The 17,339-nt window shown below is 64.7% G+C and carries 8 protein-coding genes; all 8 read left to right on the top strand.

The window, feature by feature from the left end; all coding sequences use genetic code 11:
- The first annotated feature begins 99 nt into the window (after positions 1-99).
- The 8 genes from PV760_RS03095 (at position 100) to PV760_RS03060 (ending at position 17,319) form a co-directional block, all read left to right on the top strand.
- Positions 100-6,195, top strand: coding sequence for an Ig-like domain-containing protein (locus PV760_RS03095; protein WP_354627118.1), 6,096 nt, complete (start codon positions 100-102; stop codon positions 6,193-6,195).
- Positions 6,196-6,265: 70 nt separating this feature from the next.
- Positions 6,266-7,237 carry an AAA family ATPase gene (locus PV760_RS03090; RefSeq protein ID WP_018777405.1) on the top strand — a complete coding sequence of 324 codons (972 nt, stop codon included), beginning with the start codon at positions 6,266-6,268 and terminating at the stop codon, positions 7,235-7,237.
- 45 nt (positions 7,238-7,282) lie between these two features.
- Positions 7,283-8,686, top strand: a complete 1,404-nt coding sequence (locus PV760_RS03085; RefSeq protein ID WP_110504501.1) for a DUF58 domain-containing protein — start codon at positions 7,283-7,285, stop codon at positions 8,684-8,686.
- Positions 8,683-11,181 carry a transglutaminase-like domain-containing protein gene (locus tag PV760_RS03080; RefSeq protein ID WP_354627117.1) on the top strand — a complete coding sequence of 833 codons (2,499 nt, stop codon included), beginning with the start codon at positions 8,683-8,685 and terminating at the stop codon, positions 11,179-11,181. Before PV760_RS03085 ends, PV760_RS03080 begins: the two co-directional genes overlap by 4 nt.
- Positions 11,171-12,727, top strand: coding sequence for an RDD family protein (locus PV760_RS03075; protein WP_018777408.1), 1,557 nt, complete (start codon positions 11,171-11,173; stop codon positions 12,725-12,727). The genes PV760_RS03080 and PV760_RS03075 overlap by 11 nt, the downstream gene beginning before the upstream one ends.
- The gene (locus tag PV760_RS03070; RefSeq protein ID WP_055975011.1) at positions 12,724-13,641 is read left to right on the top strand and encodes a PP2C family protein-serine/threonine phosphatase; all 918 of its coding nucleotides are present in this window, start codon (positions 12,724-12,726) and stop codon (positions 13,639-13,641) included. The genes PV760_RS03075 and PV760_RS03070 overlap by 4 nt, the downstream gene beginning before the upstream one ends.
- On the top strand, positions 13,628-15,589 hold the full coding sequence (locus PV760_RS03065) for an FHA domain-containing protein (protein WP_354627116.1): 1,962 nt from the start codon (positions 13,628-13,630) through the stop codon (positions 15,587-15,589). Before PV760_RS03070 ends, PV760_RS03065 begins: the two co-directional genes overlap by 14 nt.
- Entirely contained in the window at positions 15,586-17,319 is a 1,734-nt protein-coding gene (locus tag PV760_RS03060) for a serine/threonine-protein kinase (RefSeq protein WP_018777411.1), read from the top strand. Before PV760_RS03065 ends, PV760_RS03060 begins: the two co-directional genes overlap by 4 nt.
- Positions 17,320-17,339 lie beyond the last annotated feature (20 nt).

Raw genomic sequence — 17,339 nt, 5'->3', positions numbered from 1 at the left:
CGCCGTTCGGGGGTACTGCGGATTGTACGGCTGCCGGCACCTGCCGGATGGCTTGGAAGCCACTGGGGGGCGGCTGCAAACAAAGGGAATTCTGGGGCTGTGACAACTTTCTTCGGCAAGCTGGGGCTGAAAAAGCGTCAAAACAAGAAATTCATAGCGGGCACCGCTGCCACTGCAGCAGGGGCTTTGCTGGTCGCGGGTGCTGTTCTGTACCCGGGCTTCAAGACCACCGAGGTGGACTTGAACGACGGCGGCGTGTGGGTTGTGAGCAAAACCAAGAACGCTGTGGGGCGGCTGAACTACCCGTCCCGCGTCCTCGATGGTGCCGTAACGCCTGCCACCACCACGTTCGACGTCCTGCAGCACGACGGCAACGTCTTCGTCGATGACGAATCCGGTTCCACCATCAACCAGGTGTCCGCCGCCAACCTGAAGCTTGGCGGCGATAAGCAGCTGCCGTCGTCGTCGCAAGTCAGCTATGGTTCCACGGTCCTGTCCGTGACCGATCCTGCCCGTGGCAAGGTGTGGGCACTTTCTCCGTCCACGGTCAACGGCTTCGACGAGGAAGGCACCGAACCCGTCCTGACCGGCGATCAAGGCATCGTCTCCGCAGTCGGCGCGGATAACCGCATCTACACCGCAGACCCCGGCAAGGGCGAGATCACGGCCATCACCGTGGACGCGGACGGCCAGCGGACCAACTCCGAAGTCACCAAGGTGGACGAGCTCAAGGGCGCAGGCGATCTTCAAATCTCGGTGGTGGGAGACAAACCTGTTGTCCTCGATGCCGCCTCCGGAAACCTTTTCCTTCCCGGTGGCCGCAAGCTCCAACTCCAGGATGCCCGCGAAGCCAAACTCCAGCAGACCAGCGGGGAGAGCAGCTACGTCGCCATCGCGACCCGCAAAGCCCTCCTGAAACAGCCCCTGGACGGATCCACGGCCGCAACAGTCAACGCCGACGGCGAGGGAGTTCCGGCTGCCCCGGTCCAGGTCAGCAAGTGCGTCCACGCCGCCTGGTCCGGCGCCAACAAGTACGTCCGCGACTGCGAGAACGACGCCGACGACAAGAAGAACGACGTCCCCAAAGCCAGCGCTTCCCCGAGCTATGTGTTCCGCGTTAACCGCGACCTCGTGGTGCTTAACGACGTGAACTCCGGCAGCGTATGGCTGGTCAACCAGAACATGCAGCTGGTCAACAACTGGGACGACGTTGTCCCGCCCAAGAACCAGTCCGATGACCAGGACCAGGAGTCCGCGGACAACAACACCATCAACGTCCTCCCGGACCGCACCAAGCCAAACCGACCGCCGGAGACCAAGCCGGACGAATTCGGCGTCAGGCCGGGCCGGACCTCCATTTTGAGCGTGCTGGACAACGATTCAGACCCCGACGGCGACGTCCTCACCGCTTCGGTGGGTCCCAACGGCCCCAAGATGGGGACGCTGGAAAACATCTACGGGGGCTCCGCTTTCCAGATCAAAGTTCCCGCGGATGCCAAACCGGGAACGGAAGTCTTCGACTACAACGCCGCAGACGGACGGAGTTTGTCGGCCGGTGGCAAGGTCACCCTCCATGTGGTGGCTCCCGAAGAGAACAAGCCTCCCTTCTTCAAGCGGGGCGAGCCCACCACCATGCTCGTGGAGCAGGGAAAATCCGTCAGCCAGAACATCCTCACCGATTGGATGGATCCCGACGGTGACGACCTCGTCCTGCTCGATGCCAAGACGGACAACGACCAGGACCAGGTGAAGGTTCGCCGCGATGGCCTGCTCACCTACCAGGATTCCGGCGCAGCACCGGGCAAGAAGAACGTCACCATCACCGTGTGGGATGGCAGGGCCACCACCACGGGCCGTATCGTCGTCAACGTACAGCCCCCGGGCGCGCTGGCACCCGTGGTCAACGCCGACCACGTGACAGCCGTTGTGGGGCAAGACCTGGTCATTGCGCCGTTGAAGAACGACGTCGATCCCAACGGCGGCGCTTTGCGCGTTGCCCACGTTGAGGCTGCCGGACCCGCTGAGCTGGGACCGGTGACCGACGGCGGCACTTTCACCTTCCGGAGCACCACGCCGGGTCCGATCTACCTGACTTACATCGCCAGCAACGGGCCGCAGAGCAGCCAGGGCCTCATCCGCGTCGATGTCGAGTCCGGCAAGGACGCAGGAGCTCCCGTTGCCGTCCATGACGTTGCCTTGCTTCCCGTTGGAGGCAGCGTCCTGGTGGACCCCTTGGCCAACGACTCCGATCCTTCCGGGGGAGTACTGGTCCTGCAGTCAGTGACGGTCCCAGACGGCTCGTCCGCCTCGGTCAGCGTCATTGACCACAGTGTCCTGCGTGTCACCGATGTCCTCGGTGCCAAGGACCCCTTCGTCTTCAGCTACACCATGTCCAACGGACGCACCTCAGCGACCGGAACGGTGGGCGTCGTCCCGGTGCCGGCTCCGGCCGTCGTCGAAGCTCCCCAACCGAAACCGGACGAAGTGAACGTGCGGGTGAACGACGTCGTCACCATTCCAGTCCTGGACAACGACACGCACCCGCAGGGCGAAGAGCTCTCCGTGGACCCCGTCCTGGCCCAGGGCATTCCCGAAGAAGACGGCAAGGCCTTCATTTCCGAGAAGACCCTGCGCTTCATCGCCGGACCCACGCCGAAAACGGTGCGCGCCATCTATAACGCAGTGGACCCGCAGGGCCAGAAGAGTGCTGCCGCGGTAACCATCCACATCCTTCCCCTGGAAGGCACCCAGAACTCGCGGCCGCAGCCGCAGAACCTGACCGCTCGCGTCGTGGCCGGAGGCAGCGTCCGGATCCCGGTCCCGCTGGACGGCATCGATCCCGACGGCGACTCGGTGCAGCTCACCGGCATCGACAGCACACCCACCATGGGAACCGCGACGGCGGGAAGCAGCTTCATCGATTTCGTCGCCGCTGGTGACGGTGCAGGAACGGACACGTTCCGGTACAAAGTGATTGACCGGCAGGGTGCGGTCAACACCGGAACTGTCACGGTCGGCGTCGCGCCCCGGGGGGAGAACAACCAGAAACCGGCTCCCGTCGATGACGAGGTCAAGGTTCGCCCCGGTCGGCAGATCGCCGTTGATGCCACTGCCAACGACACCGATCCCGACGGTGACATCATCCGTATCCTCACGGACAGCATTGAAGCCGATGCGGGCCTCGACGCCCATGTCAGCAAGACCAGCGGCCGCATACTGGTTACCGCGCCCGCCGCTGAAGGCACCGTCAACGTCCGCTACTCCGTGGCCGATGACCGTGACGCAGTGGGACAAGCCAGCATCCGCGTGGTGGTGAAGAACGACATCCCGCTCCAGGCACCGATCGCCCGCGATGACCGGGTGACGTCTGCACAGACACTGGGCAAGACCGCCGTGGATGTTCCGGTCCTGAAGAACGACGAAGACCCCGACGGCGTGGGGGAGAACCTGAAGATCAGCACCGACGTGACAACCGCGCGCCCGGGTCCCGAGGGCAATGTGATCGTCGAACTCACCGAGCAGCCGCAGTTGGTGCCCTACACCGTGGAGGACGTGGACGGACAGAAATCCACGGCCATCATCTGGGTTCCCGGCATCGGCCAGCAGGTTCCGACGCTCGCCAAGGACGAGGTCATTGAACTCGTTTCGGGCCAGTCGGTGACCGTTGACCTGGCCGAATGGGTGAAGGTCCGTGAGGGCCGCTCGCCACGGCTGACGCAGACTGACCGCATCAAGCTCATCGGCGCCGACGGCGCTGATCCCGTGGCCAACGGTGGTACCGGCCTGAAATACACTGCTGGAGCCGAATACGTGGGTCCTGGCTCCATCAGCTTCGAAGTTACAGACGGAACCGGGCCGGATGACCCCAATGGCTTGAAGTCCACCCTGAGCATCCGCACCAAGGTCCTGCCTGATCCCAACAAGAACAACCCGCCTGTCCTCCTGGGCAGCGATGTGGAAGTTCCCAAGGGTGATTCCGCAAGCCTGGATCTTGGGAAGCTAACATCGGATCCTGACTCCGACGATGTCCAGAACATGAAGTACGAGCTCACTGGTTCTGCCACGAGTGGCTTCAAGGTGTCGGTGGACGGCAAAACCCTGAAGGTCTCCGCGGATGACTCCGTGCAGATCGGGCAGTCCGGCACTGTCCAGGTGAAGGCCAAGGACCCCCGTGGCCTGGAAGCTGTTGCTACCTACAAGCTCGCGCTCTCGGCGTCCAACCGTCCCAAGCCTGTTGCCAACGATGACGCTGAACCGGATGCACAGTCCGGGAAGCCTGTCACCGTGAACGTGCTGGCCAATGATTCGAATCCGTTCCCGGACACCCCGCTGAAGATAGTCTCGGCGGTCACGGAGACGGGGCAGGGAACTGCCGAGGCCAGCGGCGACAGTGTGACCGTGACGCCTGCCGGCGGCTTCACAGGGACCATGGTGGTTGCCTACACGGTGCAGGACAAGACGGGCGAAATTTCCCGCTACGCCACAGCGCGTATCCGCTTGACCGTCAAGGACAAACCAGCGGCGCCCACCACACCCTTGGCTCAAAGCGTCGGTGACCAGACAGCGTTGCTCACGTGGAACGCCCCTGCAGACCGCGGCTCACCCATCACCAAATACACGGTCTATGGCGAGAACGGCTTCAAACAGGATTGCCCGGCCAACACGTGCACCTTGACCGGCCTGACCAACAACGTGAAATACCACTTTGCGGTCACTGCCACGAACGCCATCAACGAATCCGAACGATCCCCGGTCTCGGCCGAGGTCCGGCCGGACGTGAAACCGGACACGCCGGTTGCTCCAACGCTGAAGTTCGGCGACAAGCAATTGTCGGTTGCATGGGTTCCCCCCGGCAGCAAGGGTTCGCCCATCAAGTCGTACGACCTTGAGATTTCCCCGGCCCCGGCAGGACAGAATCCCCAGATCCAGAACCTGACGGGCAACAGCCACGTCTGGACGGGCCTGACCAACGGCGTGGCCTACAAGGTCCGGGTCCTGGCCCGCAACGACGCCAAGGAGCCTTCCGAGTGGAGTACCTACTCTGCTGCGGAGACCCCGGCAGGTGTCCCCGCGACACCTGCCGCTCCGTCGGTGGCCGGCGCAGGATCGGTCGGCAGCCAGAGCCAGTTGCAGGTCAGCTGGGCGGCGCCGAACAACAACGGCGACGCCGTGTCCAGCTACACCTTGACCACGTACCGTGGTGGCGCCGTCGTGGGTTCGCAGGCTGTAGCAGCGACGTCCCAGAACGTGACCGTTGACAACTCCGAAGCCGACTATTCGTTCACTGTCTCGGCCACGAACAAGGCAGGCGTCAGTGGCGTGAGCCAGCAGTCCAATGCCATCCGTGCTGCAGGCAAGCCCGGAATGGTGGGCGCGCCGTCGGCGGCCCTGGTGGAAACCAACGCCGACGGCGGCAAGATCCGCGTCGCGTTCAACCCGCTCTCCGCGTCCGAACGCAACGGTGCCAACGCCAACGAGATCAGTTACCGATATGCGCTGACCTCAGGCGGCGGCAGCGGTGCCATTCCCGCCGGCGGCGGCGTGGTGGCAGCACCCAACGGTACAGACACCGCCGTGGTGGTTTGGGCGATCTCGACCCGTAACCCGACGCCCGGTGATCGCAGCCCGGCGTCGAACACTGTGAATCCTTACGGCCTTGCCTACGCTCCGACCGTTACCGGCAGCAAGAGCAGCGGCGTGGGGGACAAGACAGTGTCCTGGACCTGGAACGCCCCCAATGGCAACGGCCGGCCGGTTACCGGCTACCAGTACAGCCTCGACGGCGGTGCCTGGCAGGATACGTCCCAGCGGAGCTTCTCCAAGACTGTCGGATTCAGCGAAACGCACACGTTGCAGGTCCGCGCCGTCAGCGGTGGACAGGCAGGACGGGTTGGCAGCGACACCTCGCGCAGTGGCGATGCGCCGCCGCCCCCGCAGCCTCCGGCAGGCGAGATCAGGGCCCACAACAACACGTGCCCCGGTAAGCCCGGACAGGCCGATACCTACAACCCGAGCGGCCCGAGCTGCGGCGTTGGCTGGGTCTCCAACTCCGAAGGGTGGTTGAACGTCAACTGCACCAAGGACATCTACAACAACGGCACTCCCTGGTACCGCGTCACCCAGGGCAGCCACCCCGGCTGGTTCGTGAAGTCCACCACCGTGGATCTGCGCGGAACCAAGCCCGGCGGTTGCTAGCCACGTCCGGCCGGTCGGCACCAACAACAACTTCATCCCAACACCCCAACACAAGGAACAGGATCAACCGATGACCATGACAAACGAGCAGGCCGCGTGGTTTGCAGAAACGTTCGAGAAGCTCGTTGCCAACGTGGGCCAAGCCGTCCTGGGCAAGGAACACGTCATCCGGCTGACGTTCACTGCGATGCTGGCTGAGGGGCATGTCCTCTTTGAAGATGCACCCGGCACGGGCAAGACCTCCCTGGCCCGTGCTTTGGCTGCCACGGTGCAGGGTTCACACAACCGCATCCAGTTCACCCCCGACCTCCTGCCCTCTGATGTCACGGGTGTGACCATCTACGACCAGAAGACGCAGAAGTTCGAGTTCCACAAGGGACCGGTCTTCAACAACATCGTTCTCGCCGACGAAATCAACCGTGCTTCCCCGAAGACGCAGTCTGCGCTGCTGGAAGTCATGGAGGAGTCCCGGGTGACCGTGGATGGCACCACCTACGAGGCAGGCCGCCCGTTCATGGTCCTGGCCACCCAGAACCCCATCGAGCAAGCTGGTACCTACCGGCTTCCGGAAGCCCAGCTGGACCGCTTCCTTATCAAGACCTCCATTGGCTACCCGGACCACGCCTCCACCGTCCGGCTGCTGGGCGGGGCCAACCTGAAGGACCGGTCGAAGGATCTGACGCCGTTGATCACGACGCAGGCCGTGGCCGACATGGCGGATCTCGCCGCCACCACGCACGTGGATACCGCAGTGCTTGAGTACATTTCCCGGCTGTGCGAGGAGACCCGTAACGCCTCCGAAACCCGCCTCGGCGTTTCGGTGCGTGGAGCCCTGGCCATGGTCCGTGCGGCCAAGGTATGGGCAGCGGGACAGGGCCGGAACTTTGTGCTTCCGGACGACATCAAGGAGCTCGCTCCAGTGGTGTGGACGCACCGTTTGGTGATGGATCCTGAGGCAGAGTTCTCTGGCGCCACGCCGGACGTCGTGCTCACGCGCGTCCTCGCCGAAGTGGCCGCCCCGCAGCAACGCGCCACCGCCTAAGCCAGCGCAGTTCCCTTCTCGCACCGTTCGAACAAAGGCCCCTACATGTCCTCCAGCAAACCCCTGACCAGGGCTGCTGATTCGCTTAAGCGCGCCACGTCAGCAGTTGGCGGCACGATGCGCTCCCTGCGTGGCTCCGGCAAAGAAGCGGGCAACCGCCCTGGCAGCCGAAGCACGTCCGGAAAAACCAGGAAACTGCACCCCGCCGCTGTGTGGGCCGAGGCTGCTGGCACGGCAGGGGAGTTCCTCGCGCCGGCCTGGGAGAAAGTCCGTTCCCTATGGCTGCGCTTTGTCTGGCCGGCACTCTCCGTTGTCAGCCTGCTCGGCTGGGTGGTGCTCGCAGCGGCGATCGGGCTCTGGTGGGCAGGCCAGTCCTGGGGCTGGCAGGAAGCCAAGTCCGCGGCCTTGGTGGCCTTCCTGCTCTTCGTGCTGGCCGTTGGCTTCATTGTGGGCCGCTCGGCGTACGGCGTGGTCCTGGACCTTGCCCGCACCCGTGTCGCGGTGGGTGACGACGCCGTGGGGAGCATTGCCGTTTCCAATGTCTCCACACGCCCGTTGCTGCCTGCCGCGCTGGAACTTCCCGTGGGAGCCAACACGGCCGTCTTCCACCTGCCGCGGATGAAGCCGGCCCAGGTCCACGAGGATCTCTTCACCATTCCCACGGCCCGCCGTGCGGTGATCGTGGTCGGACCGGTGCGCTCCGTTCGCGCCGACCCTCTCCACCTGCTGCGCCGCCGCGTGCTCTGGACCGAACCGGTTGATCTGTTCGTGCACCCGAGGACTGTGGCGCTCGGGGGTTCCGCTGCCGGGTTCATCCGCGACCTCGAAGGCATGCCCACCACGGAACTTTCCAGCGCCGACGTCTCCTTCCATGCCCTGCGCGACTATGTGCCGGGCGATGACCGGAGACACATCCACTGGAAGACCACGGCCCGCACCAACAAACTCATGGTCCGCCAGTTCGAGGAGACGCGCCGGGCACACCTGGCCATTTCCCTGTCCATCAACACCGACGAGTACGACACCGAAGCGGAATTCGAAATGGCCATTTCGGTGGCGGCCTCCATCGGCCGCCAAGCCATCAGTGAACAGCGGGACCTGGACGTCCTGACCCAGAAGGGGCCGCTCCGCTGCGAAACCGGCCGCAACCTCCTGGACGACATGACCAGGATTGTCGGGGCACCCATGCGGAAGACCGCCGTCGATCTTGCCCGGACCCTCTCGGATACCGTCCCGAATGCTTCCGTGGTGTTCTTCGTGGTCGGCAGCCATGTCACGGCCACGCAATTGCGTTCGGCCTCAGCGTCCGTTCCACCGGGAGTCCGCAGCCTTGCCGTCCGCGTCCAACCCGGCGCCGCGCCGTCGAGGGCCAACATCGCGGACTTGACGGTCCTCACTGTAGGCGACCTGGACGATCTCGCCATTGTCCTTCGAAAGGCGGCAGCATGAGCACCGCGCCCAACCTCCGCATCCGTCCGCGTGCGGACAAGTCCGCGAAGTCCGGTGCCCGGGCCAGGAAACGCGCTGCCGGCGGATCTGTCTTTGCCGACGACCGGCCATTGTGGCACTTCTTCGTGGACTGCGGCGCCCTGACAGTGCTGCTGTTCCTCGGCGTTCTTGGCTTCACGCTGAGCTTCGGTGGGGACGCACGCTTCCTCGTCGCTGGTTTGGGCGGGGTGATCCTCGGGCTCGGCATTGCCGTCCTGAATGCCCATCTCCGGCTCGGTCTCCTCATCACAACAGCTTTGGCCTTTGGCGCCTACATGGTGTTCGGTTCTGCGCTTGCCGTGCCGGATTCCGCGGTTCTCGGTTTCCTGCCAAGCTTCGATTCCCTGCGAACGCTCCTGTTGGGCATTGTGTTCTCGTGGAAGGACATGCTCACGGTCGGCGTTCCGGTCGGAACAGCCAACGGCACGTTGATCGTGCCGTTCCTGAGCTCGCTGCTCATGGCCCTGGCGGCAGGGCTGTTGACCTGGCGGCTGAAAAGCCCATACTGGCCGTTGCTGCCGGTTCTGGTCCTGTTCGTCACGGGCATCGCCTTCAGCACCAGCTCGGGCTTCCTGAACGTGGAGCGCGGCGTGTCCTTGACCATAGTTTCGATCGTCTGGGCGACGTTCCGCCGGGACGTGCTCCGCCAGCGCAGCACCCGGACCGTCTCAGCCAACAGGCCGGATTCCGACGCCGGTGCGGCCCGCCGCGGCCAGCTCCGCCGCTTGGGGACTGCAGCCGCGGTCATCGCCGTGGCCGTGGGCGTAACGGCCATCGCATCCCCCCTGGTGACCGCCAGCGACGACCGCAAGGTGCTGCGGAACACGATCGTCCCGCCGTTCGACCCCCGTGATTACATCACTCCACTGGCGAGCTTCCGGAGCTTCGTCAAGGACGAAAAGGACACCACGCTCTTCACGGTGAAGGGCTTGCCCAAGGACGCCCGTGTACGGCTGGCAGCGCTGGATGCGTTCAACGGCCTGAACTACACCATGGATCCGAACAGTTCCGGCAACTTCAGCAAAGTTGGCGACGCCAAGTCGCTGAACACGCTGGCTGATTCCGGGAGCCCGGTGGAAGGCACCAACTACACTCTGGACATCACGGTGGAGGACTACCAGGGTTTCTTTGTCCCTGGCGGCCGCCACACCACCGGGATGAGCTTCGCGGACACCTCCGGTGCGGCATCGGGGCTCTACTTCAATGCGGGCACTGATACTGCGGTGACCACCAAGGGACTGGGCAAGGGCGAGAATTACACGGTCCAGGTTTCCGATCCCGGCACTTTGGAGCATGGACAGCTCACCCAGTACGACTTTGCGAAGCTCACGTTGCCCGACGCTGAGGAAGTTCCCCCGATCGTTGCCTCGCAGGCCAACGAATTGTCCGCGGATGCACCCACAGCGATCGACCGTGTCCGGCAGATCGAGGCCCACTTCCAGAAGAGTGGTGCCTTCAGCAACGGCCTGGTGGCAGAGGGGCAGCTGCCCAGCCTTCCGGGCCACAGCGCGGCCCGCATCCGCAACATGCTCTCCGCCAAGCAGATGCTGGGCGATGACGAGCAGTACGCAGTATCCATGTCCCTCATGCTCCGCCATTTGGGCATTCCTTCGCGCGTTGTAATGGGTTTCTACCCGGATCCCAAGAGCCCCGAAAACGGCGCCGGCGATGTCAAGATCACGGGCAAGGATGTCCACGCCTGGGTAGAGGTGGCCTTTGACCGAGTTGGCTGGGTCTCCTTCGATCCCACACCGCCCAAGGACAACGTGCCCATCCCGCCGGATCCGCAGAACAAGTCAAAGCCGAAGCCCCAGGTACTGCAGCCGCCACCGCCGCCGCAGGAGCCCGCGGACCTGCCGCCGGACTCCACTCCCGACGCCCTGGACGCGGACGAGAAGAAGAACAACCCCTGGTTGTTCTGGGGACCACTCCTGGCTGCGATCGGTGTTGCCCTGATTCCTTTGGGGATCCTGGCTATCCCGCTGCTGTTGATCCTCCTGTTGAAGTCTCGACGCCGAAAGGCACGTTTCCGTGATGGCCACCCGGCCCAGCGGGTTGGCGCAGGATGGAGCGAGGTATTGAGCCTTGTCACCGACATGGGTGCATCGATCGACACCAAATCCACCAGGCGCGAGTCTGCCTCGGTGATTGCGGACGCTTTCCCCACAGCCGGCAACACCACTACCGTGCTTGCGCACCGCGCCGACGCCGCGGTGTTCGGTGCCGGCCAGCCGAGCGAGTCGGAGGTCAAGGAGTACTGGGAGATCGTCGACTCGTCCCTGACCGATATCACTGGAAGCGTCGGATTCTGGAAGCGGCAGCAGGCACGGTTCTCTCCGCGCTCGTTGTTGTCCGACGGCAGGGCGGCCCTCCGCCGTCGGAAACAAGACCCTTCCAATCCCGGCGGGCGGCGTTTGAAACTGCCATTCACGAAGGACACCACTGATGAGCAGTGACGTTGAACTGTGCCCGGCCTGCCGTCACGCTGTCCGTCCGGGGGCGGCGTTCTGCAACCAATGCGGATCGCCGCTGAACAACCGGGGCGCCCGTAAAGAAGGCAACATCAACCATGCCCAAAGGGCGGCCCTGGAGTCCGCCGCCCGGCAGGGCGTGGCCGATCCCGGTAGTATCTCCGTAGTGTCGGCGCCAGTATCGCCGGTGCTTCCGGGGACAAGTGCCGAACCGGACAGACTGCAGGGGCCAGGGGGAGGGACCACCATGACCACCAAGCTCGACCTCGTACCCGCTTCCGCCGGGAAACGGATGGGCGCGGCAGCCTTGGACTGGTTGGGTCCCGTCGCCGTCCTGGCCACGACATTTGCCATCGGCATCGCCGGCATCACCCAGACGCGCCGGAATGGCTTTATTGTCTACGACACCGGCCTGCTGGTTCTTCTTGGCAGCATCGGCCTCGCAGTCACCGTGATCTACACGTTCGTTCTGCTGGGGGTGGAGGCAAAGTCGGGCAACACCATCGGCAACCAGCTCATGGGCATCCGCAGCGCCGACGCGGACGGCTACGCACCGGGTGCTGGGGCGGTTTTCGTTCGCGGCATCGTGACTGGTGGCCTTCTCGTTGTGGGGTCCTTGGCTGCAGTCATCCTGTCGGCCCTCGGCCTGCTGGGGCTTGTCGCGTGGATCGCGCTCCCGCTGATGGTGCTCGGTGTTGTATGGGCCATCCTGGTGGTGGTCTCCAACGCCTGGGACAAAAACGGCAAGTTGCGCGGCTGGCATGACAAAGCGGCAAAGTCCTTGGTGTTCGATGTCAACGCCGGCCGGAATCCGGTAATCTCGGGCGGCATCCAAGGTCCCTACAGCTTCGCTCCCATGGACCTTCCCCCGGTCCAACCGGTTGCTTCCCCCGTGCCGTCCGGGCGGGCCCCGGCCCCGGCGCAGGCTCACCCAACCCAGGCGACCGCGCCGGTGACCCCGACCGCCCAGGCCGCTCCGGCGTCGTCCGTTGCACCGGCCGTGCAGCCCTCGCATGATCCCAACCAGTGGCGTCCACCGACCCCGCCTCGCCAGGTTCCTGTCACGCCACAGGTGCAGCTTGCCCCCCAGCAGGCCGCCGCGTCCCATGCGGCTCCGGTCGTTCCGCAGCCGGCTGCGGCCGCCCACCCCGACGACGACGTCGAACGCACCCAGATGCGTCCCGGCACAGCCCGCGCCCAGGCAGTCCTGCGGATACGGGTGGATGACGGCCAGGATGTCCAGCTCGGCGGAACTGTCCTGCTGGGCCGCAATCCCGCTGCCCAGCCCGGGGAAAACGTTGAGCAGCTCCTGCCGGTGTCCGATCCCGGCAGGTCCATCTCCAAAACCCATCTTCATCTCCGGGTGGACGGCGACGGCGTGTGGGTAACGGACCGCAATTCAACCAACGGCAGTGCCGTCACCACCCCCGACGGCATCCAAACCAGGCTCCAACCGGGCGAAGCTGTCTTCGTCCGCCCCGGTTCCACAGTCCACTTCGGGGACCGCTCCTTCCACCTAGGACAAGCATGAATTCACAGCCGGCCACTCCCGCCAACGCCGACGCCGGCCCAGCCGCAGGCGGTACCTCATTCCGTCTTAGCTACGGATACGGAACCGACCGCGGACTTCGTCGCGAGCTGAATGAGGATTCGTTCATCGCCGCGGACCCGGTTTTCGCCGTCGCGGACGGAATGGGCGGGCACGAGGCAGGCGAGATAGCCAGTGGCATGTGCGTGCGCACCCTGGGCAGCGCTCCCGAGTTGGCTTCCGGGGTCCGCACGGCGTCAGCGGCGGATCTGCAGGCTTGCCTGTTGAAGGCCGACGCCGCCATCCGCGACGCCACGGGTGCCCGCGCCGGCACCACGCTTTCGGGTGTGGTTGTGGTGGAGCAGATGGGCCTTCCGTACTGGCTGGTCATGAATATCGGTGATTCCCGGACCTACAGGCTCAGCCAGGGCGAATTCGCCCAGATCAGCGTGGACCACTCGGAAGTCCAGGAGCTTGTGGACTCGGGCGATATCACGTCCGAGCAGGCGGCCGTTCATCCCCGCCGGCACGTTGTGACGCGCGCGCTGGGAACCGGCGATGAGACGGAGGCCGACTTCTGGTTGCTGCCCATCCAGGAGGGCGACCGGATCATGGTCTGCTCGGACGGACTCAACGGCGAACTCAGCGATGACCACATGTTCCGCATCCTCAGCACCGTCGCCCACCCCCAGGACGCGGTTGACGCGCTCATCCAGGCTGCACTGCGGAGCGGTGGACGGGACAACGTCACAGTGATTGTGGTTGACGCCAAGAACGTTCTGAACGACGCCGGTATCGCCATTACGGCGCCCCGCCCGGAAGTCGGGTCCGAGGTGGAGGAGGACACCCTTCCCAAGGCCTGGGTAAACGGCACCGGGCAAAACGACCAAGAGGAAGGCAGCGATGGCAAGCAGTAATCTCCTCTCCCACACGCGGTACCAGCAGGGTGAATGGTTTGGTGTTGTTCGCAATGGAACCGTTGTCCTTCTTGGGCCGGAAACACCCCATGCCTTGATCGACACCGTCTGGGAGCTGCTGGAATCCTCACCCGAGGCCCATGAAGTACTGAACGAAGTCACCGGGGCTTTTGGTGTCTCGCTTAGCCGTATCCCGCCGTTCGGCATCATTGATTCCAAGGACGCGCTGCGGGTGTTCCTCCGTGGCGACCTCGAATTGGCAGTGCATCTGGACGGACGCCAGGAACATCTCACAGGCCGTGACGTCACCACCTGGACGGAGCGCCGCATTGTCGGTGTGTCCTCCTTCAACGTCTACATCGGTGCGCCGGCTGCCGCCGGGATGGACCGCCCGCTTTTGGATTCCCTCCCCGTCAAGGACGGCGTGGTGCTGTTGGCTTCCCTGGAAGCCGCCGGTTCGGCCCCTTCAGCGGCGGATCCCGTGCCGGAAGCGCCCATGGTGACGGAACAAGACACAGCGCCGGAAAGCGACATAGCGCCGGAACAGGACACAGCTCCTGAACAAAATATGGCGCCCGAAACCTCCGTGATGCCGAACGCGCACGTCGCGTCTGTTTCCGACGAAACCATGGTCGGCTACCAGGAAGCCGACCTCGGGCTGACGATTGCACCAGGCCAAGCCCACGCCATCGAGGGCCCTGTCCCGGCCGCACCTGAAACGAAGGCCGTCGAGGACGGGGACAGCGGACAGGAAGACACGGAGCAGGCCGGGCTCGCAGTGGGGGAGCCTGAAGTGGGGGAGCCCGCTGGACAGGAAGAGCCTGCGGGGTACATTGCTGCTGAAGCCAAAGAAGCTGAAGTCCGTTCCGGCGATGAAGAACTCCCCGCTCCGGACCGGTCCGGCGAAGACGGAGCCGTGGACGATTCGGAAGTCCCGGTCCACACCAGCACGACTGATCCCGTGGGTCCCTCGCTGGAGAACACCACGAACTATGACCATTTGTGGGACAAGACGGTGATGCGCACCATCGAAGACGCCGCAGTCCGTCTGCAGAGCGACTCTGATGACCACGACACTCCTGCGGGCCAGGCACTTGGCCCGCAACCGCCGTCGGCTCCGCAACCGCCGTCGGAGCCGGAAGGAACCGTCCCGGACCCGGCTGGCCCCGAACCGCTTTCACCTGAACCGCTTTCACCTCAACCGTTGGTTATCCCGCCAGTGCAGGCAACTGCGCCGGTGGCCGGTCAGTCCGCCGCCGCAGCGCCGGCAGGTGGACTGATTGATTCGGTGCCGTGGCTGCGCAGCGCTACGTCGGCGCCGGTGGCTGCTCCCGCCCCACAGGTGCCTGCAGCCTGGACACCCGCCCCTACCAGCGGCCCGGTGGACGAGGACTCGGACCACGACGGTCAGACAATCATGAAAAGCAGCCTGCCCGCGGCCGATGACGGGGAAACTGCAGCCGCACCCGGCGGGACGCCGGCTGTCAACGGTCCCAGCGTCTTGGCGAGGGTCTGCTCCCAAGGACATGCCAACCCGCCCACCTACCCGCTGTGCTCGGTATGCGGCGTGCCGGTTTCCGGCGATGCTGTTCACGTTCCGCGCCCCCGTCTGGGACGCATGCGGCTTTCCACCGGGGAACTGATCGACCTCGATCAGTCGCTCATCATCGGCCGCCAACCCTCGGTTTCGCGCGTCCAGGGCGGCACCATGCCACGGCTGGTCCAGGTGGAGAGCCCCGGCGGGGACATCTCACGCTCCCACGTCGAGGTCCGGCTGGAAGGCTGGCACGTGATGCTGTGCGACCTGAAGGCGACCAACGGCACCGTGCTTATCCGCGAGGGCCAAGCGCCCCGAAGGCTTGCCCAAAACGAGATGGCCATCCTGCTGGATGGCGATATCGCCGAACTCGGCGACGACATTTCATTGCGTTTCGAGGAGATTCTTTGAGTTCCAAGAGGCCCCCCGCGCCGCCTCCACCCATCCCGGGGTTCAAGTACATCAGCTTGCTTGGCTCCGGTGGCTTTTCCGATGTTTACCTTTACGAGCAGGACCGGCCGCGCCGGAAGGTAGCGGTCAAGGTGCTGCTGTCAGACCTCAAGACGGAAGGGGCGCGGCGCCGCTTCGAGTCCGAGGCCAACCTGATGGCGCAGCTGTCCTCGCACCCGTACATCGTGACGATTTTCGAAGCGGAGATCACTGAGAGCGGCCACTCGTATCTGGCCATGGAGTACTGCTCCCGGCCCAGCCTTGACGTGCGCTACCGTAGGCAGCGCTTCAGCGTCGACGAGGTACTTGCCGTCGGCATCCAGGTGGCGTCCGCCGTCGAGACCGCCCACCGGGCCGGAATCGTGCACCGTGACATCAAGCCGGCCAACATCCTGGTCACCGACTACAACCGTCCGGCCCTCACGGACTTCGGCATCTCAGGCACCATCGGTGCCGATGCCGAGGACGACGCCGGCATGTCCATTCCATGGTCGCCGCCCGAGCAGTTCCGTGGTGGTGCCGTGGAGGGCGTTCCCGTGGACATCTGGGCTCTCGGGGCTACGCTCTACACGTTGCTGGCGGGCCGGTCACCCTTCGTGCTTCCGGGACAGGACAACTCGCAGCGGGAACTGATCTCGCGCATCACCAACGCGCCCCTTCCCAGGCTGGGCCGCGCCGACGTTCCGGAATCGTTGGAATTGGTGCTGGCCACCGCCATGGCGAAGTCCCCAGGCTCCCGCTACTCCTCAGCGCACGCCTTCGCTTTGGCGTTGCAGCGGATCCAGACCGAGCTGAACCTGTCCGTGACGCCCTTCGAAGTGCTCGAAGAACCAGGTCACGGCGATGAGCAGCACCCGGATGACAACTTCGAGGAAACCCGGGTCCGGAGCATCGCGTCGATCGACCCGGACGCGTCGGGCACAGCCACGACAGGCTCTGCACCGACCTTCCCTGCCCGAACTTTTCCTTCGACTGTTCCCGGGAACAACCCGCCGCAAACAGCCCCGCAACCGGCAGCACGGCCGACCCTGTCCCAAGGCTCTGCCCAGCAGGCAGCAGCTGCTGCCCAACAGACAGCGCCGCCGCGATTCCACACGGCCCAGCCGGTCTTGGACGAGCCCGATTCTTCGGAGTCCACCGTCCTTCGCGGCTGGCAACCCTCGGGCAGGCAGGACATCGTTGACGATACTGTCAGTCGCTCCGCGTCGCAGGCATCCCAGGACACCGGCAATGAAGCGCCGGCTGCGGACCACAGCAAACGAAACTTGTGGCTTGCTGCAACGGGCGCGGCGGTGCTGGTTGTGGCGATCGTGGTCGGAGTGGTGCTGGGCGCCCAGGCGCAGCCGAAGGTGGCACCCACAGAGGCGGCCAGCAAGCCGCCGGCGGACCCGATAGGCGATGGTGGGGTTCCCGAGGTTACGGACATCACTTACGAGATCCAAAGCGGGGGCACCTCAACGACGCCCTTGGTGGTTTTTCGCTGGGACAGCCCTGACTGGAAGGTGACGGACACTTTCAAGTGGCGACTCAAATCCGCGAAGTCCGAGGGCACCTACGAATCGACGTCCGAACTTTACGCCATCATCACGGGCCACGCCGAGCGGCCCCTCTGCATCCAGGTCATCATGGTCCGGGCGGATGGTTCGGCATCGCCGGGCGGCCCTGAGTCCATTGCCTGTGTGGAGAAATAGACGGCTCATGACAGAAACAC

This window comes from Paenarthrobacter sp. CC6 (assembly GCF_040560085.1).
GTDB lineage: Bacteria > Actinomycetota > Actinomycetes > Actinomycetales > Micrococcaceae > Arthrobacter > Arthrobacter nicotinovorans.
Note: the sequence above shows the minus strand (reverse complement) of the source record. Positions and strands in the feature narration are given on the sequence as shown.

Excerpts from the sequence above, each read along its gene's own strand:
- PV760_RS03085 (WP_110504501.1), top strand. The coding sequence starts at position 7,283 with ATGTCCTCCAGCAAACCCCTGACCAGGGCTGCTGATTCGCTTAAGCGC.
- PV760_RS03080 (WP_354627117.1), top strand. The coding sequence starts at position 8,683 with ATGAGCACCGCGCCCAACCTCCGCATCCGTCCGCGTGCGGACAAGTCC.
- PV760_RS03090 (WP_018777405.1), top strand. The coding sequence starts at position 6,266 with ATGACCATGACAAACGAGCAGGCCGCGTGGTTTGCAGAAACGTTCGAG.
- PV760_RS03075 (WP_018777408.1), top strand. The coding sequence starts at position 11,171 with ATGAGCAGTGACGTTGAACTGTGCCCGGCCTGCCGTCACGCTGTCCGT.
- PV760_RS03070 (WP_055975011.1), top strand. The coding sequence starts at position 12,724 with ATGAATTCACAGCCGGCCACTCCCGCCAACGCCGACGCCGGCCCAGCC.
- PV760_RS03065 (WP_354627116.1), top strand. The coding sequence starts at position 13,628 with ATGGCAAGCAGTAATCTCCTCTCCCACACGCGGTACCAGCAGGGTGAA.